At 54.7% G+C, this 24,710-nt stretch carries 24 protein-coding genes; 10 read left to right on the plus strand and 14 right to left on the minus strand.

What is annotated here, in order from left to right; genetic code table 11:
• Nucleotides 1–45 precede the first annotated feature (45 nt).
• A complete protein-coding gene (locus tag WM46_RS07065; RefSeq protein WP_102601844.1) occupies nucleotides 46–1,242 on the plus strand; it encodes a sugar transporter in 1,197 nt (398 codons plus the stop codon).
• Nucleotides 1,243–1,276: 34 nt separating this feature from the next.
• Here WM46_RS07065 and WM46_RS07070 read toward each other — a convergent pair whose 3' ends face one another.
• A complete protein-coding gene (locus tag WM46_RS07070) occupies nucleotides 1,277–1,939 on the minus strand; it encodes a MarC family NAAT transporter (RefSeq protein WP_061077478.1) in 663 nt (220 codons plus the stop codon).
• Between the two features lie 259 nt (nucleotides 1,940–2,198).
• On the opposite strand from WM46_RS07070, the gene marR reads away from it, so the two are divergent.
• The 3 genes from marR to marB are packed head-to-tail and all read left to right on the plus strand — an operon-like array spanning nucleotide 2,199 to nucleotide 3,286.
• Entirely contained in the window at nucleotides 2,199–2,633 is a 435-nt protein-coding gene (gene marR, locus WM46_RS07075; RefSeq protein WP_061077477.1) for a multiple antibiotic resistance transcriptional regulator MarR, read from the plus strand.
• 20 nt (nucleotides 2,634–2,653) lie between these two features.
• Nucleotides 2,654–3,034, plus strand: coding sequence for an MDR efflux pump AcrAB transcriptional activator MarA (marA, locus tag WM46_RS07080; RefSeq protein ID WP_146109693.1), 381 nt, complete (start codon nucleotides 2,654–2,656; stop codon nucleotides 3,032–3,034).
• A gap of 33 nt (nucleotides 3,035–3,067) precedes the next feature.
• The gene (marB, locus tag WM46_RS07085; RefSeq protein WP_043000725.1) at nucleotides 3,068–3,286 is read left to right on the plus strand and encodes a multiple antibiotic resistance protein MarB; all 219 of its coding nucleotides are present in this window, start codon (nucleotides 3,068–3,070) and stop codon (nucleotides 3,284–3,286) included.
• A 95-nt stretch (nucleotides 3,287–3,381) separates the two neighbouring features.
• Here the strand turns inward: marB and eamA are convergent, their stop codons facing one another.
• Nucleotides 3,382–4,284 carry an O-acetylserine/cysteine exporter gene (eamA, locus tag WM46_RS07090; RefSeq protein ID WP_102601845.1) on the minus strand — a complete coding sequence of 301 codons (903 nt, stop codon included), beginning with the start codon at nucleotides 4,282–4,284 and terminating at the stop codon, nucleotides 3,382–3,384.
• Between the two features lie 196 nt (nucleotides 4,285–4,480).
• On the opposite strand from eamA, the gene ydeE reads away from it, so the two are divergent.
• Nucleotides 4,481–5,668 (plus strand): efflux MFS transporter YdeE, encoded by a 1,188-nt coding sequence (gene ydeE / locus WM46_RS07095; RefSeq protein WP_102601846.1) that lies wholly within the window; start codon nucleotides 4,481–4,483, stop codon nucleotides 5,666–5,668.
• A 34-nt stretch (nucleotides 5,669–5,702) separates the two neighbouring features.
• Here ydeE and urtE read toward each other — a convergent pair whose 3' ends face one another.
• The 7 genes from urtE to WM46_RS07130 all read right to left on the minus strand — a co-directional run bounded on the left by urtE (nucleotide 5,703) and on the right by WM46_RS07130 (nucleotide 13,139).
• Nucleotides 5,703–6,401 carry an urea ABC transporter ATP-binding subunit UrtE gene (gene urtE / locus WM46_RS07100; RefSeq protein ID WP_061077472.1) on the minus strand — a complete coding sequence of 233 codons (699 nt, stop codon included), beginning with the start codon at nucleotides 6,399–6,401 and terminating at the stop codon, nucleotides 5,703–5,705.
• A gap of 9 nt (nucleotides 6,402–6,410) precedes the next feature.
• The gene (gene urtD, locus WM46_RS07105) at nucleotides 6,411–7,208 is read right to left on the minus strand and encodes an urea ABC transporter ATP-binding protein UrtD (protein ID WP_061077471.1); all 798 of its coding nucleotides are present in this window, start codon (nucleotides 7,206–7,208) and stop codon (nucleotides 6,411–6,413) included.
• A complete protein-coding gene (gene urtC / locus WM46_RS07110) occupies nucleotides 7,208–8,281 on the minus strand; it encodes an urea ABC transporter permease subunit UrtC (protein WP_102601847.1) in 1,074 nt (357 codons plus the stop codon). The genes urtD and urtC overlap by 1 nt, the downstream gene beginning before the upstream one ends.
• Nucleotides 8,281–9,855 carry an urea ABC transporter permease subunit UrtB gene (urtB, locus tag WM46_RS07115; RefSeq protein ID WP_102601848.1) on the minus strand — a complete coding sequence of 525 codons (1,575 nt, stop codon included), beginning with the start codon at nucleotides 9,853–9,855 and terminating at the stop codon, nucleotides 8,281–8,283. Before urtB ends, urtC begins: the two co-directional genes overlap by 1 nt.
• Before the next feature lie 130 nt (nucleotides 9,856–9,985).
• A complete protein-coding gene (urtA, locus tag WM46_RS07120) occupies nucleotides 9,986–11,257 on the minus strand; it encodes an urea ABC transporter substrate-binding protein (RefSeq protein WP_102601849.1) in 1,272 nt (423 codons plus the stop codon).
• A 225-nt stretch (nucleotides 11,258–11,482) separates the two neighbouring features.
• A complete protein-coding gene (locus WM46_RS07125) occupies nucleotides 11,483–12,586 on the minus strand; it encodes a cobalamin-independent methionine synthase II family protein (RefSeq protein WP_102601850.1) in 1,104 nt (367 codons plus the stop codon).
• A 151-nt stretch (nucleotides 12,587–12,737) separates the two neighbouring features.
• Nucleotides 12,738–13,139, minus strand: a complete 402-nt coding sequence (locus WM46_RS07130; protein ID WP_102601851.1) for a rhodanese-like domain-containing protein — start codon at nucleotides 13,137–13,139, stop codon at nucleotides 12,738–12,740.
• A gap of 94 nt (nucleotides 13,140–13,233) precedes the next feature.
• Here WM46_RS07130 and ftrA point away from each other — a divergent pair, with 94 nt between their 5' ends.
• Nucleotides 13,234–14,205, plus strand: a complete 972-nt coding sequence (gene ftrA, locus WM46_RS07135; protein ID WP_410374623.1) for a transcriptional regulator FtrA — start codon at nucleotides 13,234–13,236, stop codon at nucleotides 14,203–14,205.
• 104 nt (nucleotides 14,206–14,309) lie between these two features.
• Entirely contained in the window at nucleotides 14,310–14,405 is a 96-nt protein-coding gene (gene mgtS / locus WM46_RS07140) for a protein MgtS (RefSeq protein ID WP_000901367.1), read from the plus strand.
• A gap of 542 nt (nucleotides 14,406–14,947) precedes the next feature.
• Here mgtS and WM46_RS07145 read toward each other — a convergent pair.
• Both WM46_RS07145 and dcp read right to left on the minus strand, forming a co-directional pair.
• Complete coding sequence (locus tag WM46_RS07145; protein WP_102601853.1) at nucleotides 14,948–16,114, minus strand: serine hydrolase domain-containing protein; 1,167 nt, start codon at nucleotides 16,112–16,114, stop codon at nucleotides 14,948–14,950.
• Between the two features lie 124 nt (nucleotides 16,115–16,238).
• Nucleotides 16,239–18,284 carry a peptidyl-dipeptidase Dcp gene (gene dcp / locus WM46_RS07150; protein ID WP_102601854.1) on the minus strand — a complete coding sequence of 682 codons (2,046 nt, stop codon included), beginning with the start codon at nucleotides 18,282–18,284 and terminating at the stop codon, nucleotides 16,239–16,241.
• 138 nt (nucleotides 18,285–18,422) lie between these two features.
• Here dcp and ydfG point away from each other — a divergent pair, with 138 nt between their 5' ends.
• The 3 genes from ydfG (at nucleotide 18,423) to ydfZ (ending at nucleotide 20,333) form a co-directional block, all read left to right on the plus strand.
• The gene (gene ydfG, locus WM46_RS07155) at nucleotides 18,423–19,169 is read left to right on the plus strand and encodes a bifunctional NADP-dependent 3-hydroxy acid dehydrogenase/3-hydroxypropionate dehydrogenase YdfG (protein WP_042319121.1); all 747 of its coding nucleotides are present in this window, start codon (nucleotides 18,423–18,425) and stop codon (nucleotides 19,167–19,169) included.
• An 87-nt stretch (nucleotides 19,170–19,256) separates the two neighbouring features.
• On the plus strand, nucleotides 19,257–19,943 hold the full coding sequence (locus WM46_RS07160; RefSeq protein WP_061077462.1) for a GntR family transcriptional regulator: 687 nt from the start codon (nucleotides 19,257–19,259) through the stop codon (nucleotides 19,941–19,943).
• Nucleotides 19,944–20,129: 186 nt separating this feature from the next.
• A complete protein-coding gene (gene ydfZ, locus WM46_RS07165; protein ID WP_042319125.1) occupies nucleotides 20,130–20,333 on the plus strand; it encodes a putative selenium delivery protein YdfZ in 204 nt (67 codons plus the stop codon).
• Nucleotides 20,334–20,382: 49 nt separating this feature from the next.
• On the opposite strand, the gene WM46_RS07170 is transcribed toward ydfZ, so the two are convergent.
• From WM46_RS07170 to rspA, 3 genes are all read right to left on the minus strand, one after another.
• Complete coding sequence (locus tag WM46_RS07170) at nucleotides 20,383–21,849, minus strand: mannitol dehydrogenase family protein (RefSeq protein ID WP_102601855.1); 1,467 nt, start codon at nucleotides 21,847–21,849, stop codon at nucleotides 20,383–20,385.
• A gap of 213 nt (nucleotides 21,850–22,062) precedes the next feature.
• Complete coding sequence (locus tag WM46_RS07175; protein WP_061077460.1) at nucleotides 22,063–23,400, minus strand: MFS transporter; 1,338 nt, start codon at nucleotides 23,398–23,400, stop codon at nucleotides 22,063–22,065.
• Between the two features lie 58 nt (nucleotides 23,401–23,458).
• Complete coding sequence (gene rspA / locus WM46_RS07180; RefSeq protein ID WP_061077459.1) at nucleotides 23,459–24,673, minus strand: starvation-sensing protein RspA; 1,215 nt, start codon at nucleotides 24,671–24,673, stop codon at nucleotides 23,459–23,461.
• Nucleotides 24,674–24,710 lie beyond the last annotated feature (37 nt).

Genomic DNA, 24,710 nt, shown 5'->3' on the forward strand with positions numbered 1-24,710 from the left:
TTAAGATCGCATCCTCTCCTTTTCGCAACGAACCGATTCATTTTTATGACAACTCAAACGGTTTCCCGCAAAGTCGCGTGGTTACGGGTCGTTACGCTGGCTATTGCTGCGTTTATTTTCAATACCACCGAATTTGTCCCCGTGGGTCTGCTTTCCGACATCGCTCAGAGTTTTAATATGCAGACCGCACAGGTCGGGATCATGCTGACGATCTACGCCTGGGTTGTCGCGCTGTTGTCCCTGCCGTTCATGTTGCTGACCAGTCAGGTTGAGCGGCGTAAGCTGCTGATATGCTTGTTTGCGCTGTTTATTGCCAGTCATGTGCTCTCGTTCCTGGCGTGGAACTTCACCGTGCTGGTGATTAGCCGTATCGGGATTGCCTTTGCACACGCGATCTTCTGGTCGATTACCGCCTCACTCGCTATCCGCCTTGCCCCGGCGGGCAAACGCGCTCAGGCATTAAGTTTACTTGCCACCGGAACGGCGCTGGCGATGGTGCTGGGCTTACCGCTCGGTCGTATTGTTGGTCAGTATTTTGGCTGGCGAACCACCTTCTTTGCCATCGGGATGGGCGCGTTAATTACCCTGATTTGCCTGATCAAGCTGCTGCCGAAATTACCAAGTGAACATTCCGGCTCACTGAAAAGTCTGCCGCTGCTGTTCCGCCGTCCGGCGCTGATGTGCCTCTATCTGTTGACTGTGGTGGTAGTGACGGCGCACTACACGGCGTATAGCTATATCGAACCGTTTGTGCAAACCGTTGCCGGGCTGAGCGCGAATTTCGCCACCGTACTGTTACTGGTGCTGGGCGGTGCGGGCATTATCGGCAGCGTCATCTTTGGGAAGCTCGGCAATCGCCACGCCTCGGCGCTCATCAGTATCGCCATCGCGCTGCTGCTGGCCTGTCTGGTACTGCTGTTACCTGCTGCTGACAGTGAATCTCATCTGGCTGTCCTGAGCATTTTCTGGGGGATTGCTATCATGGTGATTGGCCTCGGGATGCAGGTGAAGGTGCTGGCGCTGGCCCCGGATGCCACGGATGTGGCGATGGCGCTGTTTTCCGGCATTTTCAATATTGGTATTGGCGCGGGCGCGCTGGTGGGAAATCAGGTGAGTCTGCACTGGTCAATGTCAACCATTGGCTATGTGGGTGCCGTTCCGGCGCTTGCCGCGCTGATCTGGTCGGTGATTATCTTCCGTAAATGGCCGGTCTCGTTAGAAGAACAGCCGCAGCATTCCTGACAGACAGCCCGGTCATCGCGACCGGGCTTTTTGATCAGTAGGTTTTAATAATTTCCAGCACGCCGTTAATAATAAACTGCACGCCCATACAAACCAGCAGAAAGCCCATCAAGCGGGAAATGGCTTCAATGCCGCCCTTGCCCACCAGACGCATAATCGCCCCGGAACTGCGTAAACATCCCCACAGGATCACTGCGACCAGCGCAAAGATGAGCGGCGGCGCGACGGTAATCACCCAGTCCGGAAAATCAGTGCCGTGGCGCACCGTTGAGGCGGAGCTGATAATCATCGCAATGGTTCCTGGCCCCGCCGTGCTTGGCATTGCCAGCGGCACAAAGGCGATATTGGCGGTCGGCTCGTCTTCCAGCTCTTCCGACTTACTCCGCGCCTCCGGCGATTCATGCGCTTTTTGCTGCGGAAACAGCATGCGGAAACCGATAAACGCCACAATTAAGCCCCCGGCGATACGCAGACCTGGAATGGAGATACCGAAAGTATTCATCACCAGTTGGCCTGCATAGTAGGCCACCATCATGATGGCAAACACGTAAACCGAAGCCATTAGCGACTGATGATTGCGTTCTGCGCTGTTCATATTCCCGGCAAGGCCGAGAAACAGCGCGACGGTCGTCAGCGGATTCGCCAGTGGCAGAATCACCACCAGCCCCAGCCCTATTGCTTTAAACAAATCCATCATATTGGCCGTCATTCCTGTTTCACTCATGTATTAGCGGCAAGTATAAGTGGAAAACCATGAAGTTAGCCATTCTGGCGCTGTAAGCATTCGTTATCGACCAGAGACATAACCAGTAATTATCATTAACAAAATGAAATGTGATGCAGAGCACGTCTTTTCGCTTTTAGCAAAACGTGTGATCGGTAAATCCATTCGTTTGACTTATAGTTGCCTGGGCAATATTATCTGCCGTAACTAACTACTTGCCAGGGCAACCATTGTGAAAAGCACCAGTGACTTATTCAATGAAATCATCCCACTGGGGCGCTTGATCTACATGGTCAATCAGAAGAAAGATCGTCTGTTGAACGACTATCTCTCACCGCTGGATATCACGGCAGCACAGTTTAAAGTGCTCTGCTCTATCCGTTGTGCGGGCTGCATTACCCCGGTTGAACTGAAAAAAGTGTTGTCTGTCGATCTCGGCGCCTTGACGCGTATGCTCGATCGTCTGGTCTGCAAAGGCTGGATTGACAGACTGCCTAACCCGAATGACAAACGCGGTGTGCTGGTGAAACTCACCGAACACGGCGCGGCAATTTGTGAGCAATGTCATCAATTAGTAGGACAAGACCTGCACCAGGAATTAACAAAAAACTTAACGGCGGACGAAGTGGCAACGCTTGAGCTTTTGCTTAAGAAAGTACTGCCGTAAAAACAAGAAGAGGTATGACGATGTCCAGACGCAATACTGACGCTATCACCATTCATAGCATTTTGGACTGGATCGAGGATAACCTGGAATCGCCGCTCTCACTGGAAAAAGTGTCTGAGCGTTCAGGTTACTCTAAATGGCACCTGCAACGGATGTTCAAAAAAGAGACCGGCCATTCATTAGGCCAGTACATCCGCAGCCGTAAAATGACCGAAATAGCGCAAAAATTAAAAGAGAGTAACGAGCCGATTTTATATCTGGCGGAACGTTACGGTTTCGAGTCGCAGCAGACGCTGACCCGGACATTCAAAAACTATTTCGACGTTCCGCCACACAAATACCGTATTACCAATATGCACGGTGAATCACGGTATTTGCTTCCGCTGAACCATTGTAACTAACCATCGCCTGTAAACGACGTAATCGAGGAAATCATGAAACTGTTGTCTTCTGCAATGCTGGCCCTGCTGCTTGTTGTTTCAGGTCAGAGCGTTGCGGAGCAATCCGCGCAGCCCACCACGACAAACAGTCGTGACACGATGATTGTCCCCACTTCTCAGGAACAATCACCGTTTGATTTTAACCACATGGGCGCGGGAAGCGATAAGTCCGACGAACTGGGCGTGCCCTATTACAACCGGCACAGCCTGTGATTCGTTTTGCCCTGCTGAAAAGCGGGGCTTTTTTTTGCCGATCGCGATAGCCTGACAAGCGCAATCACTGCACGAATTGCCAGGCTTTATCCGGCCTACGATCCCCTCACCTGCGCCGCTCTGCGTAAGCGAAAACCAAACACGTTGATGTACAGACCCGCCATAATCAGCACGGCGCCCAACAGCTGTAACGCGCTCAGCGTTTCGTCGAGCAGCAGCGCCGCGCTGGCCAGCCCCACCACCGGCACCAGCAGAGAGAGCGGCGCGACGCGCCAGGTTTCATAACGACCGAGCAGCGTACCCCAGATCCCGTAACCGACAATCGTGGCGACAAAGGCCAGATAGACCAGCGATAAGATCGTGGTCAGATCGATCGCAATCAGGCTTTGCACGATTTGCGTCGCCCCGTCGAGGAACAGCGACGCCGCAAAGAACGGCAGTATCGGGATCAGCGCGCTCCAGACTACCAGCGACATCACCGGCGGGCGCGAAGCATGCCCCATTATTTTTTTGTTGAAGATATTGCCGCACGCCCAGCTAAATGCCGCCGCCAGCGTCAGCATAAAGCCAAGCAACCCGACATGCTGTCCGTTGAGACTGCCTTCAATCAGCACCAGCACACCAAAGATGGCGAGCGCAATTCCGGCAATTTGTTTGCCCTGCAAACGTTCGCCAAAGGCAAATGCGCCCAGCACGATGGTGAAAAAGGCCTGAGCCTGCAATACCAGCGATGCCAGCCCTGCTGGCATGCCAAATTTGATCGCGCAAAACAGAAAGGCAAACTGACCGAAGCTGATCGTCAGACCGTAACCGAGCAGCAGCGACAGCGGAATACGCGGACGCGCAACAAAAAATATCGCCGGAAACGCCACCAGTAAAAAGCGTAACCCCGCCAGCATCAGCGGTGGCATTGCATGCAGCCCCACCTTAATGACGACAAAATTCAGCCCCCAAACCACCACCACCAGTAATGCCAACAGCCCGTCTTTGCGCGTCATACCACCGCTCCGCGAAGTTTAAATTTTTGTAAACAAGTTAAAGTAACGGAAATTATTAGCATGCAACAGATCATTAATTCTGGTAGGGATAGCAGTGCACAATAGAACCATTTATCCGCTATACATCACAATTTTACCGTGTTATTTCTTTACATATCTAAAACAAAAATGACGAATCGCACTGTCGGGCAGAGAAATGAACAAGACGCTGAGACGATCCACCCTCGCTTTACTCGCCTCCTCACTGTTACTGACGATCGGTCGTGGCGCAACGCTGCCCTTCATGACCATTTATCTGAGTCGCCAGTACGACCTGAGCGTGGATCTGATCGGCTATGCCATGACCATTGCGTTGACCATCGGCGTGGTCTTTAGCCTTGGCTTTGGCATTCTGGCGGACAAATTCGACAAGAAGCGCTACATGCTGCTGGCGATTTCCGCCTTTGCTTTTGGCTTTATCGCCATTCCGCTGGTTGATAGCGTGATGCTGGTGGTGCTGCTTTTTGCCCTGATCAACTGCGCTTATTCGGTGTTTGCTACCGTGCTGAAGGCCTGGTTTGCCGACCATCTCTCGCCCGGCGCGAAGGCAAAAATCTTCTCACTCAACTATACCGTTCTGAATATTGGCTGGACCGTTGGCCCGCCGCTCGGCACGCTGCTGGTGATGCAGAGCATCAACTTACCCTTCAGGCTCGCCGCCTTCTGCTCTGCCTTTCCGCTGGTGTTTATCCAGTTTATGGTCAAGCGTTCTGCCGCCGCCGTTAATAGCGAAAACAGCGTCGCGTGGTCGCCAGCGGTACTGCTGCACGATAAAGCGCTGTTCTGGTTTACGCTGTCGGCGTTTCTGGCCTCGTTTGTTTCCGGGGCGTTTGCGTCCTGCCTCTCTCAGTACGTTATGGTCGTCGCCGATGGCAATTTCGCCGAGAAAGTCGTGGCGGTGGTGTTGCCCGTCAACGCCGCGGTGGTCGTCAGCTTGCAGTATGCCGTGGGGCGCAGACTGACACCGGGAAACATTCGTCCGCTGATGGGTTTTGGCACCGTCTGTTTTGTCATTGGCCTCGGCGGGTTCATGATCTCCGGCAATAGCCTTTTGCTGTGGGGCGTATCCGCCGCGATCTTTACCCTTGGCGAAGTGATCTACGCGCCGGGCGAATACATGCTGATCGATAACATCGCTCCTGCGGGCATGAAGGCCAGCTATTTCTCGGCGCAGTCGCTGGGCTGGCTGGGGGCGGCGTTTAACCCACTGGCCAGCGGCGTCATTCTGACCTCTTTCCCCGCCTGGACGCTGTTTATCGTCCTGATGGTGGCGATTATTGCCGCATGGGCGCTGATGCTTAAAGGCATGCGCGTCCGCCCCTGGGGCCAGCCAGCGCTGTGCTGAACCGATGTCGTGCAGGCGCAGGCCTGCACGTCTGTCAGATAGCCACTAAACCGCGTACCCCTTCCGATTCCATATTTTCGCCGCGTCCGCGTTGAATAATGCTACCGCGCGACATCAGCAGATAGTTATCCGCCAGTTCCGCCGCGAAATCGTAGAACTGTTCAACCAACAGAATCGCCATATCGCCACGACGGGCGAGCTGAGCGATCACCTGACCTATCTCTTTGATAACCGACGGCTGAATCCCCTCCGTCGGTTCATCGAGGATCAATAACTGCGGACGACTCGCCAGCGCACGGCCAATCGCCAGTTGCTGCTGCTGACCACCGGAGAGATCGCCGCCGCGCCGCTGTTTCATCTCTTTCAGTACCGGAAACAGCGTGTAGATCTCTTCCGGAACCGCTTTCGCTTCGCGCGACGAAAAGCGTGACAACCCCAGCAGCAGGTTTTCTTCGACCGTCAGTCGCGGGAAAATTTCGCGGCCCTGCGGTACATACGCGATACCTGCCTGTACCCGCTGATGCGGCTTGCGATGCGTGATGTTCTTCTCCTGCCAGGTTACCGTTCCGCTACGCGCCGGTACCAGCCCCATCAGACACTTCAGCAAGGTGGTTTTACCGACGCCGTTGCGTCCCAGCAGGCAGGTCACTTCACCAGGGCTGGCGTCAAAGGTGACGCCGCGCAGAATATGGCTGCCACCGTAGTATTGATTCAGTTCATTTACCTGTAGCATTTGTACTCCTTAGCGCCCAAGATAGACGTCAATCACCTGCTCGTTGGCCTGTACCTCGCGCAAACTGCCTTCCGCCAGCACGCTTCCCTGATGGAGCACCGTGACGTGGTCGGCAATGGTTTCTACAAAGCCCATATCATGTTCCACCACCATCAGCGAATGCTTGCCCGCCAGCGTACGAAACAGTTCTGCCGTATATTCCGTCTCCGCATCGGTCATGCCGGCCGCGGGTTCATCCAGTAATAGCAGGTGCGGTTCCTGCACCAGCAGCATACCGATCTCGAGAAACTGCTTCTGACCGTGTGACAACATTCCGGCACGACGCCCTCTTTCTGTCCGCAGCCGCAGCAAGCCAAGCATCTCATCGATGCGGTCGCGCTGTTCGCTGTTTAACCGTGCGCGCAGTGACGCCCACACCGATTTATCGTTTTTCATCGCCAGCTCGAGGTTTTCTGCCACCGTCAGCGCTTCGAACACCGTCGGCTTTTGAAACTTGCGGCCAATACCCTGACGGGCAATGGCGATCGGATCCAGCGTGGTCAGATCGGTTGACTGGTCATACAGCGCCTTACCGCTTTGCGGACGCGTCTTCCCGGTAATCACATCCATCAACGTGGTTTTCCCCGCGCCGTTAGGGCCAATGACGCAACGCAGTTCACCAACGCCAATATTCAGCGTGAGATTGGTTAATGCCTTAAAACCGTCAAAGCTGACGTTGATGTTTTCCAGTTGCAGCACCGGGTCCGTCTGCTGGCGATATCGATCGCCGGGAACCTGGCGGGTAAAAAGGCCTTCGTCCGGCTGCATTATTTGTCTCCTTTGCGAAACAGGCCAATCACGCCACGGGGTAAAAACAGCGTGACGCCTATGAAGATCAGCCCCAGAAACAGCTGCCAGTATTCCGGCATGATGACGGTGAAGAGGCTTTTGGCACCGTTCACGACCACCGCGCCAATGACCGGGCCGATCAGCGAGCCACGCCCGCCAAACGCCACCCAGATGGCGGCTTCGATAGAGTTAGTGGGCGACATTTCGCTGGGGTTAATAATCCCGACCTGTGGCACATACAATGCCCCTGCCAGGCCGCACAACACGGCAGAAAGCGTCCAGACCAGCAGCTTGAAGCCTTTCGGGTCATAGCCGCAAAACATCAGCCGGTTTTCCGCGTCGCGCACGGCGGTGAGGATCCGGCCAAACTTACTGCGCGCCAGCGCAAACCCCAGCCACAATGCCAGCACCAGCAGCAATAGCGTCGCCAGAAACAGCCCGATACGCGTGGTGGTGGCAGTAACCGGCAGCCCCAGAAGCGTGGTAAAACCGGTAAACCCGTTGTTGCCGCCAAAACCGGTCTCATTGCGAAAGAACAGCAGCATACCGGCAAAGGTCAGCGCCTGAGTCATGATCGAAAAGTAGACGCCTTTAATCTTCGAGCGGAAAGCAAAATAGCCAAAGATCAGCGCCAGTCCGCCGGGCACCAGTACCACCAGCGCCATTGCCCACGCAAAATGCTGGGTTCCCCACCAGAACCACGGCAACTCGCTCCACGAGAGAAAGGACATAAACGCGGGCAGCCCTTCACCGGAGGCCTGACGCATCAGGTACATCCCCATCGCGTAGCCGCCAAGTGCAAAGAAAAGACCATGTCCCAGCGACAGCATCCCGGCATAACCCCAGACCAGATCCAGTGCGACCGCCACCACCGCGTAGCAGAGAATTTTCCCGGCCAGCGTCAACGTCCACACGGAAATCGCCAGCGGATGATCGGCGGGCAGCAAGGCAAGAAACGGCAGGATCATCAGCGCCAACAGGATAATCCCCGCCAGCGCCCGACTGATGCGCGGCGCTTTACGCGCCAGTGTTAAGGTCATTGGCATCGTCATTATTCGGTGACTCTCCCTTTCAGAGCAAACAATCCCTGGGGTCGCTTCTGGATAAACAGAATGATCAACACCAGAATGACAATCTTCCCGAGTACCGCTCCCATCTGCGGTTCGAGGATTTTGTTGAACACGCCGAGACCGAACGCCGCCGCCACGCTACCGGCAAGTTGACCGACGCCGCCCAGCACCACCACCAGGAAGGAGTCGATGATATAACCCTGGCCCAGTTCCGGACCGACGTTACCCAGTTGCGACAGGGCGACGCCGCCGAGTCCGGCAATACCTGAACCCAGTCCGAAGGCCAGCATATCCACACGCCCGGTCGGAACGCCGCAGCAAGCCGCCATACTGCGGTTCTGGGTCACGGCGCGTACCCGCATACCCAGTCGCGTTTTGTTCAGCAGCAGCCAGGTGAAGAACAGCACCAGCAGCGCGAACCCCAGCACCACAATGCGGTTCCACGGTAGCACCAGACTGGCGTAAACCTGTACGCCACCCGACAGCCACGCCGGATTTGCCACCTCCAGGTTTTGTGCCCCGAAAGTCATCCGCACGAGCTGGATAAGCATGAGGCTGATGCCCCACGTCGCCAGCAGCGTTTCCAGTGGACGTCCGTAAAGATGGCGGATCACCCCGCGTTCCAGAATCATTCCCGCGCCGGCGGTAAACATAAAGGCAACCGGCAAGGCGACCAGCGGATAAAAGGCCAGCCACTGCGGTACAAACTGCGCCATCGCCTGTTGCACCATCCACGTACAGTAGGCCCCAAGCATCAACATTTCGCCGTGCGCCATGTTGATCACCCCCAACAGGCCGTAGGTGATCGCCAGACCGAGCGCGGCCAGCAGCAGCACCGATCCGAGCGACAGTCCCATAAACGCCTGTCCGAGCAGATCGCCAATCGCCATCCGCTGTTGGATACGCGCCAGGCTGTCACTGGCCGCCGCGCGCACGCTGGCATCCGGTTCATGCGCCGTCTCGGTAAACGGTTGCAGGCGTGCCTGCATTTCCGGATCGCTGGAATCGCCCAGCAGCATGATCGCCTGACGGCGAACTTCTGCCGACGGACTGGTCAGTTGCAGGTTAGCCAGAACGCGGGTCAGGCGTGATTTCACTTCCGCATCGGTTTCCTGTGCCAGTCGCTGTTGGATAAAAGGCAGCATGGACGGCTGTGCGTCGCGCTGTAGCGTACGGGTCGCCGTCAGCCTTTGCGTGACACTGTCACTAACAAGTTGATGCGTCGCCAGTGCGCCGGCCACAAGAATGCGCAGTCGGTTGGTCAGGCGCAGTGGTTTTAACGTTCCCGTCGGGCTACTGGCCGTTCCCAGGGCCACAACCTGCGTCCCCTCACGGGTGAAAGCCTGTTTTGTGCTGTCGGTGAGCAGCGCCTCCCGGCTCAGCGCCGTCAGCAGCGGCAGACGCTGGGAGTCAGGGGTTGCCGCCCACTGTTCGAGCAGTTGCGCCTGGCCGGTACGGCTGGCGGCGACAAACGCATCGGCATCGCTGGCCTGAACGAACCATGGCAGAAGCCCGAACGCCAGCAACAAACCGCGAATAAAGCCCATGGCTTTCATGTCGTGATCTCCAGAAGTCACCCTCCGCGGGAGGGGTAAGAACGTTGACAAACCTTGCGACGCTTTCGTCGGGTGACGGCTTACGCCCTATCGGGCATTTCACCGTCTGCGCCCGCAGGAGGGCTTATCGTTAGTTGCTGGCTGTTTTCACCGGCTGTTCAGATTTCTTGTCATTACCGGCAATAAACGGGCTCCACGGCTGGGCGCGAACCGGTTCTTCGGTCTGCCAGACGACGTTGAACTGACCGTTGCCTTCAATCTCGCCAATCATCACCGGTTTGTGCAGATGGTGATTGGTGGCATCCATCGTCAGCGTAAAGCCCGACGGCGCCTTGAAGGACTGTCCGGCCATTGCAGCCCGGACTTTATCCACATCCGTCGTCCCGGCTTTTTCAACGGCCTGCGCCCACATATGCAGACCCACGTACGTCGCTTCCATCGGATCGTTTGTCACCACGGTATCGGCATTCGGCAGCTTATGGGCTTTGGCGTACGCTCGATAATCGGCAACGAATTTCTGGTTGGTGGCGTTATCGACCGATTCGAAGTAGTTCCAGGCGGCAAGGTTGCCAACCAGTGGTTTGGTATCAATCCCGCGCAGTTCTTCTTCACCAACCGAGAACGCGACCACTGGAACATCAGTGGCTTTCAGGCCCTGGTTTGCCAGCTCTTTGTAAAACGGGACGTTAGAATCGCCGTTAATGGTTGAAACAACAGCCGTTTTTCCACCTGCGGAGAATTTTTTGATATTGGCGACAATGGTCTGGTAATCACTGTACCCAAATGGGGTGTAGACCTCTTCGATGTCTTTATCGGCAATCCCTTTCGAATGCAGGAACGCACGCAGGATCTTGTTGGTGGTGCGCGGATAAACATAGTCGGTGCCCAGCAGGAAGAAGCGTTTAGCGCTTCCCCCATCCTCACTCAACAGATACTCCACCGCCGGGATCGCCTGCTGGTTAGGCGCCGCGCCGGTGTAGAAGACGTTCGGCGACATCTCTTCCCCTTCGTACTGGACGGGGTAGAACAGCAGGCCGTTCAGCTCTTCAAAAACCGGCAACACTGACTTACGCGACACAGAGGTCCAGCAGCCAAACACCACCGCCACTTTATCCTGACTCAACAGCTGTCGGGCTTTCTCGGCGAACAGCGGCCAGTTTGAGGCCGGATCAACCACCACCGGTTCCAGCTTTTTACCCAGAACGCCCCCTTTGGCGTTGATCTCATCAATCGTCATCAAGGCCACATCTTTTAGCGGCGTTTCGGAGATCGCCATCGTGCCGGACAGTGAATGCATAATGCCCACTTTGATGGTATCGGCGGCCTGAACGCTAAAACTGAGTCCCATCGCGACCACCGAGGCCGAAAGGGCAAACGCTTTGAGTAAGGTACGACGCTGCATAATTTCACTCCTGAAAATAAAAATGCTGTGAGTTCTGGTGCTACCGACAAACAACACGGCGCAAAAAAGAGTTCAGGAGGAATAAGGCAAAAAGGATGCCAGGACGAAGGCAAAGAGGAAAAAGGGTTGGCGTGCGCGGCCTGCAAGGCTTCGCGCGGGGGATGCTCCACAATGAATCCGCGTTGCATTATTTATGTGCAACGCGGTGTGCATTATTGAGGCAACTTACCAGACCTGTTGAGCTATTTCGGTGATAAGTTTGATTTTGTTCCACTGCTGGGCTTCCGTGAGCGTGTTCCCTTCTTCCGTTGAGGCAAAGCCGCACTGCGGGCTGAGACAAATTTGCGCTTTGTCGACATATTGCGCCGCTTCCTGCAGGCGTGCTTTTACGCCATCCGGGTTTTCCAGTTCGCCATTTTTAGTGGTCACCAGTCCGAGAACCACCTGCTGATGGCCAGGACGGATAAAACGCAGCGGCGCAAAATCGCCAGAGCGATCGTTGTCGTACTCCAGGAAGAAAGCATCGACATTGACGCTGCCGAACAGGATCTCCGCAACCGGTTCATAGCCGCCTTCAGAGATCCAGGTTGAACGGAAGTTGCCCCGGCATACGTGCAGTCCCACCGTCAGGTCGGCAGGCTTATCCGCCAGCGCCCGGTTGATCACATCGGCATAAATCCGCGCCAGCGCGTCAGGGTCGTCGCCACGTTCGCGAATTTGCTGGCGCTGAGCATCAGAACAGAGATAAGCCCACACCGTGTCATCCAGCTGCAGATAGCGACAGCCTGCGGCGTAGAAGGCGTGTATCGCATCGCGCCAGGTGGTCGCCAGATCGTCAAAATAGTCCTTCAGGTCCGGATAGACCGTCGCATCGATATCTTTACGTCCGCCGCGAAAGTGCAGCACGCTGGGGCTGGGAATCGTCATCTTCGGCTGGGCGTTACCGCAGATGCGTTTCAGATAGCGGAAATCTTCCAGCATCGGATGATCGCCGAACGCCAGTTTACCCGTGACCCGAACGCCATGCGCTTTGGTCTGTACGCCGTTAAACTGAATCCCCTGCTGCGAGTCATAACGCTCGACCCCTTGCAAACCATCGAAGAAATCAAAATGCCACCAGGCGCGGCGAAACTCGCCGTCCGTCACCACATGCAGACCGCAGGCGCACTGCTGTTCGACCACCCGACGAATGGCTTCGTCTTCAATGGCGCGCAGCTGCGGTGCGCTTAACTCGCCACGTGAAAACTGCTGACGAGCAACTTTGATGTCGTCGGGACGTAAAAAGCTGCCAACGACTTCTGCGCGAAATGGGGCCTGTTGTCTTTGCATGTGATCTCCTTCGTCGTCAGGCAAAGGTTGCCTGACGTGATAGTTTCTTATTTGAACATTTAGACTTCTAGATGTCTATGCATCCAAATTGACATACCCTTGTCGCTCAGGCAAACGAGATAAATTCATGGATGATGAAAAAAATTCATCTTCACTCCACAAGACAGGAAAACGCGAACCCTTCATCTTCCCATCCGGTGATGCCGCCAATCATTACCTTCACCGGTATGCCCAGTCTGGCGAGCTTTAATGCCGCGCGGTCGGCACCGTTACAGTGAGGCCCGGCGCAGTAAACCACGAACAGCGTATCCACAGGCCACTGCGCCATGCGTTCGGCGGTCATCATGGCGTGCGGCAGATGGATCGCCCCCGGAAGATGGCGACGTGCAAACATATCCGGTTTTCCCACCACGTGGAGTAAGACGAAATCCGGTTCCCCATTGCGGATGCTCTCATGGACATCGGCACAATCGGTTTCCAGACTCAGACGCGACAGGAAATGGTTGACCGCAACGGTGGATGCGGCGGCGGGAAACTCAGTGACATGACTCATTCTACTTTCTCCTCAGGGACGATTGTGTTTACAATAATTTAACCATCTCTGAGCTGACGTACCGCCTTCGACCATGCCAAAAAACACCAGGATTATGCCAAAATCGCCGCGCCCGCTTGTGGTTGTACTCGCCTATGACGGGCTGTGCACCTTCGAGTTTGGCGTAGCGGTCGAAATCTTTGGTCTGCCGCGCCCGGAACTGGGCGCAGACTGGTATCGTTTTGCCGTCGCGTCGGTCGATGCCGGTCCACTTCGCGCGACCGGCGGCGTGCGGTTAATGGTGGATGGAGGGCTGGAACTGTTGGCTGAGGCCGATATCGTTGTGGTTCCCGGCTGGCGAGGCAGCGACGCGCCGGTACCCGAAGCCTTGTGTGCCGCGCTACGTGCTGCATGGGCGCGAGGTTGCCGTCTGTTGTCGATCTGTTCTGGCGTGTTTGTGCTGGCAGCAACAGGGTTGCTGGACGGGCGCAAGGCCACCACTCACTGGCGCTATACGGACACGCTCCGGCAGCGTTTTCCGGCTATCGAGGTACTTGACGACGTTCTCTATTATGATGCCGGACTGTTGCTGACCTCGGCGGGCAGCGCTGCGGGGATCGATCTGTGTCTTTATCTGATTCGCGAGGACTACGGTCTTGAGGTTGCCAATAGCGTTGCCCGACGGCTGGTGGTGCAGCCCCATCGCGACGGCGCGCAACCACAGCAACTTCTGCGCCCCGTTGCCCGGCAGCGTGAAAGCCAGACGCTGGGCCAGCTGTTTGATTTTCTGCACCAGAATCTGACGATGACTCACGATACCGCCTCGCTGGCCAAACGCGCCGGGATGAGCCCACGAACGTTTTTGCGCCGGTTTACCGACTGTACCGGCACCACGCCTGCACGCTGGATCCTCAATGAGCGTTTATTACGGGCGTGCGATTATCTGGAAAATTCACCGCTCAGCGTGGAATTGATCGCGGAACAAACCGGTTTTGGCAGCGCAGCGTTATTTCGCCACCATTTTCGACACACGTATTGTCTGTCCCCTTCACAATATCGAAAGAAATTTACTTTTATCCCTAAATAATCACCTAATTCAGCTTTTGTTTAGGTTAAAGCTGCTATTATCTCTTTCACCAACCGAAATTAAGGTAAGCGAGGAAACACACTACCAATTAAATGGAGGCAACGATGCTGGGTAATATGAACGTTTTTATGGCCGTTCTGGGAATTATTTTATTTTCTGGATTTCTGGCCGCGTATTTCAGCCACAAATGGGATGACTAATGAACGGAGAAAGTCCTGAACCGATAAGGCCCCTTGTCGCATCACTGCACAAGGGGCCATTTTTTTGCGTCTGACGGGCAAAAAAAAACCGCCGGATAACCGACGGTGAATGCTTGCATGGATAGATTTGTATTTTACTTTTTCCACCGTCCCGCCAGTCCCTGCAGCGACAATGGATCACCTACACCCTACCACGCCGATTCTCAATGAACGTTAAACGGCAGGCGCTAAGATCCCGGCGTTTCTCGTTTCCACTCTTTTTTGCTCTGGCAACATGCAGTACGGGAAGACCACGGTTCAGCAGAACGTGTATTTTGTAAGTCCTGCGATTCGGGACGGGAATTCCAGCGTTTTCTCTGTAATTTCTTGCGCATGAACAGCTGCATATTACCTCCGGTTGTCACTGTTTTAGTCCATTAATCAACTTGTTGATGGGAATTTAGCATATCGAGTGCAGGTTAATGTCAATAAACCGTCTGTTTTGTAAAGACGGCACCCCACCACGCATTATTTACCGCGGAAACGTCAACAAGCGGTTTAATTTACCGCGGCGCTAACTGACTGAGAATGGTATGCCCCAGATAATTACTCCAGTTAAAACTATTTTGCAGAACCACCACCGCATTCTGGTTCTGTTTATCAAAGCCAATATAACTGGAATAACCGCCAATATATCCGACCTGATAAGTGACCTGACGATCGGCTAACGTATCGGTTACCCATGCAATATTCGCGGCTTCTTTCTGACGATAAAACTGGGTACGGGCGACGTCCGCAAATGCGCGGGCAAGCACAGCGTTGTCTTGCGACGCAAAATGCGCTCGCACATAGTCCGCCAGATCGCGTGCGCTGCTGTATAAACTAGCCGCCCCGACCATATTGTGGTTAAACGTCCAGTCTGGCGTCAGTTCACCGCGTCGAATGAGCTTGGGCTGATCTCCCGCATGGCCTAATGCACGATACGGATAGGCGTTGAGCGTCATAGGCTCAAAACTGCTGTTGTTCATCTGTAATGGCTGGAAGATCAGACGATTCGCCAGCGACGGGATCGACTCGCCGGTACGACGCTGCACAATGTAGCCCAGCAGCGCATAACCGATATTGGAATAGTGCGGCACACGTGCCTCTGGCGCGGTGAAGTCGGCAAGTGAAGTCAGCACCGTATCGTTATCCAGTTGGGTATAGAAATTTTCCCCCGTACTGAAATAACGCAGAAGATTTTCCAGAGTCAGCAGATCCATCGGCTGTCTGGGCAGACCGGAGGTATGCGTCGCCAGTTGCAGCAGAGTAATCTTTCTGGCGTCATCGCTCAGCGGCGTATTCGTCGGCAGAAGCTGCGCCAGCGTGTCGTTCCATTGCAGCACGCCCTGATTCACCAGCACAGTAGTGATTTCAGCAGTCACCCCTTTACTCAGCGACCCCAGCGCAAACAGCGTGTCCGGGGTGATCGGATAACGATGTCGGCTGTCGGTCACACCGTAACTGTGAAACTCAGCCGGTCCGTTATGTTGAATGACAGCAACCACCATTCCACTCACCTGCTTTTCCTGCATATACTGGCGGATCATCGGATCGATGCCGCGCGCATAGTACCCCACGACCGCCTGCGCACTCTGTTCGGCAGGCATATCCAACTGCGATAAGGTGCTGTTGCCACAACCGGTCAGCAGCAGAGCAGAAGAAAGAAGGAGTGGCGCGAACGCTTTCATGAACAGAAAGTCGCCTGAAGGATATCAGCGCAGAAAGGCAGGAAAACAGACATGTACAATGCGGACTCCGGAAAAAGGAGCCCGCATTGTACATCAAGTTGCTAATAATGAGGGGGCGATTGTGTTATCCCGCCAGGCCGCGATGTTTGAGCATGTGGCCGATCTGCGGCTCACTCCCCCGCCATGCCGGGTAAAGGCGTTCTAAATCTTCACTGTTGCCCCGTGACAAAATCGCGTCACGGAACCGCTGGCCGTTCTCACGCGTCAGTCCGCCCTGCTCCACAAACCACTGAAAGCCGTCATCTGCCAGCATCTGCGTCCAGAGATAGGCATAGTAGCCCGCCGCGTACCCGCCGCCGAAAATATGGGCAAAATAGCTGCTGCGATAGCGCGGCGGCACTGCCGGAAGATCGAGTTGCTCCGCCGCCAGCCGCTGTTTTTCAAACGTTTCAACGTCCTGAGGGGGCTCGTCAACAGACAGACTGTGCCAGCCCATATCCAGAAGCGCGGCGCTGAGCAGTTCGCTCATGTCATAGCCTTTATTGAACAGGCTTGCCTTACGCATTTTGTCCTGTAACGCCTCTGGCATTTTTTCACCGGTGACCGCGTGGCGGGCATAGCGCGCAAATACCACTGGATGGCTCGCCCAGTGTTCGTTGATTTGCGACGGAAACTCGACGAAATCACGCGGCGTATTGGTTCCCGACAGCGACGCATAGCGCTGTGACGCAAACAGTCCGTGCAGGGTATGGCCGAACTCATGGAACAACGTGATGACATCATCCCAGAGTAACAGCGCGGGCTGTCCTGAGGCGGGTTTCTGATAATTACAGACGTTGTAAATAACCGGTTGGGTTTCGTTGAGCGTCGACTGCTCGACGAAATTGCCCATCCAGGCGCCGCCGCTTTTCGAATCACGGGCAAAGAAATCACCGTAAAAAAGCGCCAGCCCGACGCCGTTATGATCGAAGATTTCCCAGACGCGGACATCCGGATGGTAGACCGGAATATCAAAGCGCTCGATGAATTTGATGCCGAACAGTTGGTTGGCGGTCCAGAATACCCCTTCGTGCAAAACGGTATTCAGTTCGAAATAGGGTTTGAGCTGCGATTCATCTAACGCATATTTCGCACGCCGCACCTGCCCGGCATAAAAAGACCAGTCCCAGGCCTGGGCGGTAAACCCGCCCTGTTCATCATCAATCACCTGTTGGATCTCGGCCAGTTCACTCAACGCCCGTTGGCGCGCTGCAGGGACGATCGCACGCATAAAGGCCAGCGCAGCCTCCGGCGTTTTTGCCATCTGATCGGCGATTTTCCACGATGCATAATCGGCAAACCCCAGCAGTTGCGCCTGGCGGGCGCGAAGGGCTACCAGCCGCTGAATCAGCGCTCGCGTGTCATTGTCATCGCCTTTTTCAGCACGACGCCACCCGGCGTTAAACAGATTCTCCCGGGTCTGGCGATCGCGCAGCGCGCTCAACGCCGGCTGTTGCGTGGTATTCAGCAGTGGTATCAACCATCCCTCGGCCAGCCCTTTTTCGCTCGCCGCCTGTCGCGCGCTGGCGATCTCTTCCGCGCTGAGTCCCTCCAGTTGATGGGCATAATCGACCACCAGTCCACCGGATTTATTCGCCGCCAGCAGGCGCTGGTTAAACTGGCTGGTGAGCGTCGCGGCTTCGGTATTGAGCGCACAGAGTTGCGCTTTATCGGCGTCGCTCAGTTGGGCGCCGGCGAGAACAAAGCGTTGGTGTGTCACCTCGATCAGACGCATGGATTCATCGTCGAGCCCCAGCGCATCACGCTGTTGCCAGACGCAATCAACGCGGGAAAACAACGTGCTGTTCAGCCAGATATCATTCGCCAGTTCCGCGAGCTCGGCAGAAAACGCCTCATCGAGACGCTGAAGTTCATCATGAGTATGTGCCGCAGTCATGGCGAAGAAGACGCTGCTGACGCGGGTTAACAACTCACCACTTTTCTCCAGTGCAAGAACCGTATTGGCAAAATCCGGGGCAGCGCTGTTGGCAATAATGGCGGCAATGTCCGCGCGCTTTTGCTTCATCCCTTCATCAAATGCGGGACGATAGTGTTCCGTCTTAATCAAATCAAAACGGGGAGCCTGGTACGGTAACAGGCTGTGACTAAAGAACGGATTCGTTAACGACATCTTTCACTCCTGAAAACGATTTGTTCAATAGAGTAGGCTTCAGGGTAAAAGACCGCAATCCTGTAAAACCAGGATTACCCGCGAGGGCGGATCGCGTGCTATGGTAGTTAAACGTAAAAAGCGTTGAGGAACAGTGAGATGATCGTTTTAGTAACCGGAGCAACAGCAGGTTTTGGTGAATGCATTACACGTCGTTTTGTTGAGAACGGGCATAAAGTCATTGCCACTGGCCGTCGCCAGGAACGCCTGCAAGAGTTGAAAGAGTCGCTGGGGGATAACGTGCTGACCGCGCAACTGGATGTGCGTAACCGCGCAGCCATTGAAGAAATGCTGGCATCCTTACCTGCCGAGTGGCGTGACATCGACCTGCTGGTCAACAACGCCGGACTGGCGCTGGGTCTGGAACCTGCGCATAAAGCCAGCGTGGAAGACTGGGAAACCATGATCGATACCAACAACAAAGGGCTGATTTACATGACCCGCGCCGTCCTGCCAGGCATGGTCGAGCGTAACCGCGGTCATATCATCAACATCGGCTCCACCGCAGGCAGTTGGCCTTATGCCGGCGGCAACGTGTATGGCGCGACCAAGGCGTTTGTACGTCAGTTCAGTCTGAACCTGCGCACCGACCTGCACGGCACAGCCGTTCGCGTCACGGATATCGAGCCGGGTCTGGTGGGCGGTACCGAGTTTTCCAACGTGCGCTTTAAAGGCGATGACAATAAAGCGGGCAAAACCTATGAGAACACCACGGCACTGACGCCGGAAGATGTGACCGAAGCGGTCTGGTGGGTCGCCACCCTGCCTGCCCATGTAAACATCAATACGGTAGAAATGATGCCAGTGACGCAGTCTTTTGCCGGACTGAGCGTTCATCGCGGTTAATTTTGCCTCCCGGCCCACGGGCCGGGTATAGCTCGCGACAAAAAAGTGGTAGAATTTGTGGGTTAACTTTCTAAAAAGTAAGAGCGAATGACCGTCGAAACGCAACTCAATCCTACACAGCCCGTAAATCAGCAGATTTATCGCATTCTTCGCCGTGACATCGTCCACTGCCTTATTGCGCCAGGCACGCCGCTGTCCGAAAAAGAGGTGTCTGTTCGCTTCGATGTGTCTCGCCAACCGGTGCGTGAAGCGTTTATTAAGCTCGCGGAAAACGGCTTGATTCAGATCCGTCCGCAGCGCGGCAGCTACGTCAACAAGATCTCCCTTTCGCAGGTGCGAAACGGCTGCTTTGTCCGTCAGGCTATCGAATGCGCGGTGGCGCGGCGGGCCGCAGCCCAAATCACCGACAGTCAGTGCTATCAGCTTGAGCAGAATCTCAATCAGCAGCGGATTGCGATTGAGCGCAAACAGCTGAATGATTTCTTCGAGCTGGATGACAATTTTCACCAGAAACTGGCAACCATTGCGGACTGTCAGCTGGCCTGGGACACCATCGAAAATATCAAAGCCACCATCGACCGTGTGCGTTATATGAGCCTCGATCACGTCTCTCCGCCGGAAATGTTGCTCCGCCAGCATCTCGATATTTTTGCTGCCCTGGAAAAACACGACGCCGATGCCGTCGAGAAAGCCATGACTCAGCATCTGCAAGAAATCGGCGAGTCGGTCCTGCTGATCCGCCAGGAAAACAGCGACTGGTTCAGCGAAGAGTAATTCCCCTGCCTCATCTCTTCTGAGATGAGGTCTCTCCGTTTTCTCCCCTGCATGTCCACATCAAAAAAGATGTGAGATTGATCAAAAACAAAAAAATTCCTGACTGATAAGCGTATTTATATAGCGCCCGTTACGTGGGACCTGAGCCCACGGGCTTTGACGGTAAGTTAGAAAGGAGAAAATACCATGATGACATACGATCGTAACCGTAACGCAATCACCACAGGCAGCCGCGTGATGATCAGTGGCACCGGCCATACCGGTCGCATCAAAGCGATTGAGACCGAAGGCCTGGATGCGGCGCAAATTCGTCGTGAAAAAACAGTCGAAGTGGAAGGCTGTGAAGGCAAATTTGCCCCGGTAGAATTGATTCGTCTCGGCATGAACTAATGGTGTGAGTGCCGGATAATGCCTTGATTATCCGGCAGTCCTGAGGCAGTTACTTCATTTTTGCCGCATATTTTGCCACGGTGGCTTTCGCCCCTTCCGCCAGCAACGTCTGATACGCTTCTTTCACGGCCTGCGTGAACAACGCGACCTGCGGCAGTTCGTTACCAAAAATCGCCTCGATTGCCAGCAGCGCCTCAACGCGGCTTTCACCTTCCGCACTGTTTTGTACCGCTTGTTGGATCACCGGCAGAAGCGGATCGTTGACTTCAATGGCATTTCCCTGTTCGTCCACGCCGCCGACGTAGCGCATCCAGCCCGCCACGCCCAGCGCCAGCAAATCAAAACGACTATTATGTGCCAGATGCCAGCGCACAGAATCGAGCATCCTCTGAGGTAATTTCTGGCTACCGTCCATCGCAATCTGCCAGGTACGGTGACGCAGCGCCGGGTTGCTGTAGCGTTCGATGAGCAGATCGGCATAACGAGTGAGATCCACCCCTTGCACTTTCAGCGTGGGCGCCTGCTCGTTGAGCATCAATGCACGGGCAGCCACACGATAACTTTCATCACCCATGCAGTCGTTGATATGCTGATACCCGGCGAGATAGCCCAGATACGCGAGGAATGAGTGGCTGCCGTTGAGCATCCGCAATTTCATCTCTTCAAACGGGATCACGTCAGAAACCAGTTCCGCCCCGGCTTTTTCCCACTGCGGACGACCGGCAACAAAGTTATCTTCAATCACCCACTGACGGAATGGCTCGCAGGCTACGCCTGCCGGATCGCGCACGCCAGTCAGGTTTTCAATTTTATCCAGCGTGTCAGCGGTGACAGCCGGAACAATACGGTCAACCATCGTCGACGGGAACGTGACGTGTTGTTCGATCCACGCGGCCAGTTCGGCGTCCACGGCACGCGCGTAGGCGGTGACCACGTTACGCATCACATGACCGTTTTCCGGCATGTTGTCACAGGACATCACGGTGAAGGCGGCTAAGCCCGCCGCTTTACGGCGCGCCAGCGCTTCAACCACCACACCCGGCGCAGATTTCGGTTGATGTGGGTTTTGCAGATCGGCGGCAATCATCGGGTGATCCAGCATCAGCTGTCCGGTCGCCGGGGAATGGCAATATCCTTTCTCAGTAATCGTCAGTGAAACAATCGCAACCTGTGGTTCACACATCGCCGCCAGCACGCTCTCCAGCCCGTCAACCTGAGCATGCAGCGCCTTTTTCACCACGCCCACGACTCTCGCGGTCCAGGCATCGGCAGACATTTCCGCCACGGTATAGAGATTATCCTGCTGTTTGAGATCGGCGATCTGCTGCTCGCCGCCGATCAGGTTCACTTCGCAGTATCCCCAGTCGCTGTTGTGCTCCGCCGCCAGGATATCGGTATAGACGCCCTGGTGCGCACGGTGGAAAGCACCAAAACCAAGATGAACAATACGCGGGATCAGTCGGTTGCGATCGTAGCCAGGCAGCGTCGCTTTTGCCGTTAAGAGCTTGTTTTGCATTGTATGACCTACTTTGAATGAAATCAGGACGGTCCCAGAGTAACGCCTGTATGGTTGTATGTTTTGATTTGAATTAATATTTTGCTAATTGGTATAACATCATTTTAAAGTTATGTGACAGGATGCAGTTCCTGATGCTGAGCCTGACGCCCAGGGCAGGTTCCCTGGGCTGAGAGCTGGCTGCATCCATGCAGCCATTAGGGGGTAATCCTCTTAATCGTGCTTATGCCACTCCTGGTATTCACGCTTGAGTCGCTGAGGTGCCGTTTCAGGCATCATGAGCAAGCCGATAACAGAAATGATACCGAGAACAATCACATAGCTTGCTAATCCGTAGTAATGCCCACCGGTCATCTGCAAAATCTTCACTGCCACCAGCCCCAGCACCCCGCTGCCAATCAGTGAACCCAATTGCCAGATTAACGCGATGCCGCTGCAACGAATGTGCGTCGGGAAGAGTTCCGGGAAGAACGATGCCTGTGGTGCGTAGCACATGCTATGCCCAAAACTAATGACGATAATCATCACCAGTTGCGTCAACCAGAAATTGTCCTGATTAATGGCCAGGAAGAACGGAATAATCATGATGACCTGAATCAGCGCCCCCATGATATACACCGGCTTACGACCAATTTTGTCGCAGAGCGCGCCCATCATGGGTATGGCAAGCACTTCGATCACCACCGCGATAATCATGGTTTCCATTAAGATATTGGCATCCAGATTATTGGCTTTGCCGTACGCCAGGACGATTACCGTGAACATGGCAAAAGTACAGGCTTCAATCAGTTTTGCGCAGACGCCTTTTACCACGATGCCAGGAAAATCGCGGATGACTTCAATCAGTGGACGAGACTCTTCCGCTTTCGTCTCACGAATCTGCGCAAAAACCGGTGATTCATCGATTCTCAGGCGAATAAACAGGCCAACAATTACCAGCAGCAGACTAAGCAGGAACGGAATACGCCAGCCATAATCCATCATTGCTTCAGGGGATAACGTGGCATTGAGTAGTGCAAACAGAGCCATCGGTAACAAAAAGCCGACCGGCGCACCGATTTGTACCCAACTGGCAAAGAATCCCCGCCGCTTAGGTTCGGCATATTCAGCCGTCATCAATACCGCCCCTGCCTGTTCGCCACCAACACCAAACCCCTGGAGTACACGAATGAAGATCAACAGAACGGGCGCCCAGACACCGATTTTTTCGTACGTTGGCAATAAGCCAATGCAGAATGTCCCAAGGCCGACAATCAGTATTGTAATTACCAGCGCTTTTTTACGCCCCACTTTATCGCCGATATGACCAAAGACAATTCCCCCCAAAGGCCTTGCCAGGAAGCCCACCGCATAGGTAGCAAATGCGGCCAGCGTACTGATTAACGGATCGTCACTGGGGAAGAACAAGTGGCCAAAGAACAGCACCGCCGCAGTGCCATAAGCAAAAAAGTCATAGTATTCAGCTGCAGTACCAATCGCTGAAGCAGAAGCGACGCGACGAACTACAGGTTTGCTATCAACATCATTTTTAATATCAACGGAACTAACCATAAATAATTACCTTCGTTGGTTCAGAGGTGAACAACATCCATGTCGTATAAATTTTAACTTACCAGTTCCACAAGGTGCCATCTTCAAGCCGGGCAACCGGCAGATAGGCGGGGTCATAGGGATATTTCGCCGCCAGTTTTTCATCGAACTCGATACCCAGTCCCGGCTTCTCGCCCGGATGCATATAGCCGTTGTCAAAGGTCCAGTTGTGCGGGAAGACTTCCAGCATCTGTTCGGAATAGCCCATGTATTCCTGAACGCCAAAGTTCGGTACCCACAGGTCAAAATGCAGTGCTGCCGCCATACAAACCGGAGAAAGATCGGACGGTCCGTGTGAACCTGTACGCACCTGGTAGAGCGAGGCGAAGTCGGCGATGCGACGCATGCCGGTGATCCCGCCCGCATGGGTGATCGTGGTGCGGATATAATCGATGAGCTGTTCTTCTATAAGCTGCTTGCAGTCCCAGATGCTGTTGAAGACCTCACCGACGGCAATCGGGGTTACCGTGTGCTGACGGATCAATCGGAAGCACTCCTGGTTCTCGGCAGGCGTCGGATCTTCCATCCAGAAAAGGCGATAATCCTCGATGCTTTTCCCAAAGCGCGCCGCTTCAATGGGCGTCAGACGGTGGTGCATGTCGTGCAGCAGATGCTCGTTGAAGCCGAACTTATTGCGCACCGCCTCGAACAGCTTCGGCGTGAAATCAAGATACTTTTCTGTCGACCACAGTTGCTCTTCTGGCCACTGTCCTTTGGTGGCGGGTTCATAGGCCTGCCCTTTTCCCTTCGCCATGCCGTAAGTGGTTTTCATACCCGGTACGCCGCACTGAACGCGGATGGCTTTGAAGCCCATCTCTTTATGGCGCGCATAGTCTTCCAGCACATCATCAACGGTGTGACCGGTGGTGTGGCAGTAAACCATCACCCCTTCGCGCGATGCGCCACCCAGCAGTTGATACAGCGGCATGTTGGCGGCTTTGGCTTTGATATCCCACAGCGCCATGTCGACGGCGGAGATAGCAGACATGGTCACCGGGCCACGACGCCAGTACGCGCCTTTATAAAAGAACTGCCAGATATCTTCGATGCGGTGCGCATCACGACCGATCAGCTGCGGGCAAAGATGATCTTTAAGGTAAGACGCGACGGATAACTCACGTCCATTCAGCGTGGCGTCTCCCAGACCGGTGATACCGTCCTCGGTCGTAATCTTCAGTGTGACAAAGTTACGTCCCGGACAGGTGACAAAAACCTCAGCCCCTACAATCTTCATTTTTTCTTCCTGGTTCTGTGTGGTGATGGTGAGAATC

The sequence above is a fragment of the Citrobacter freundii complex sp. CFNIH2 genome (assembly GCF_002880615.1).
In the GTDB taxonomy this organism is placed as follows: domain Bacteria; phylum Pseudomonadota; class Gammaproteobacteria; order Enterobacterales; family Enterobacteriaceae; genus Citrobacter_A; species Citrobacter_A amalonaticus_F.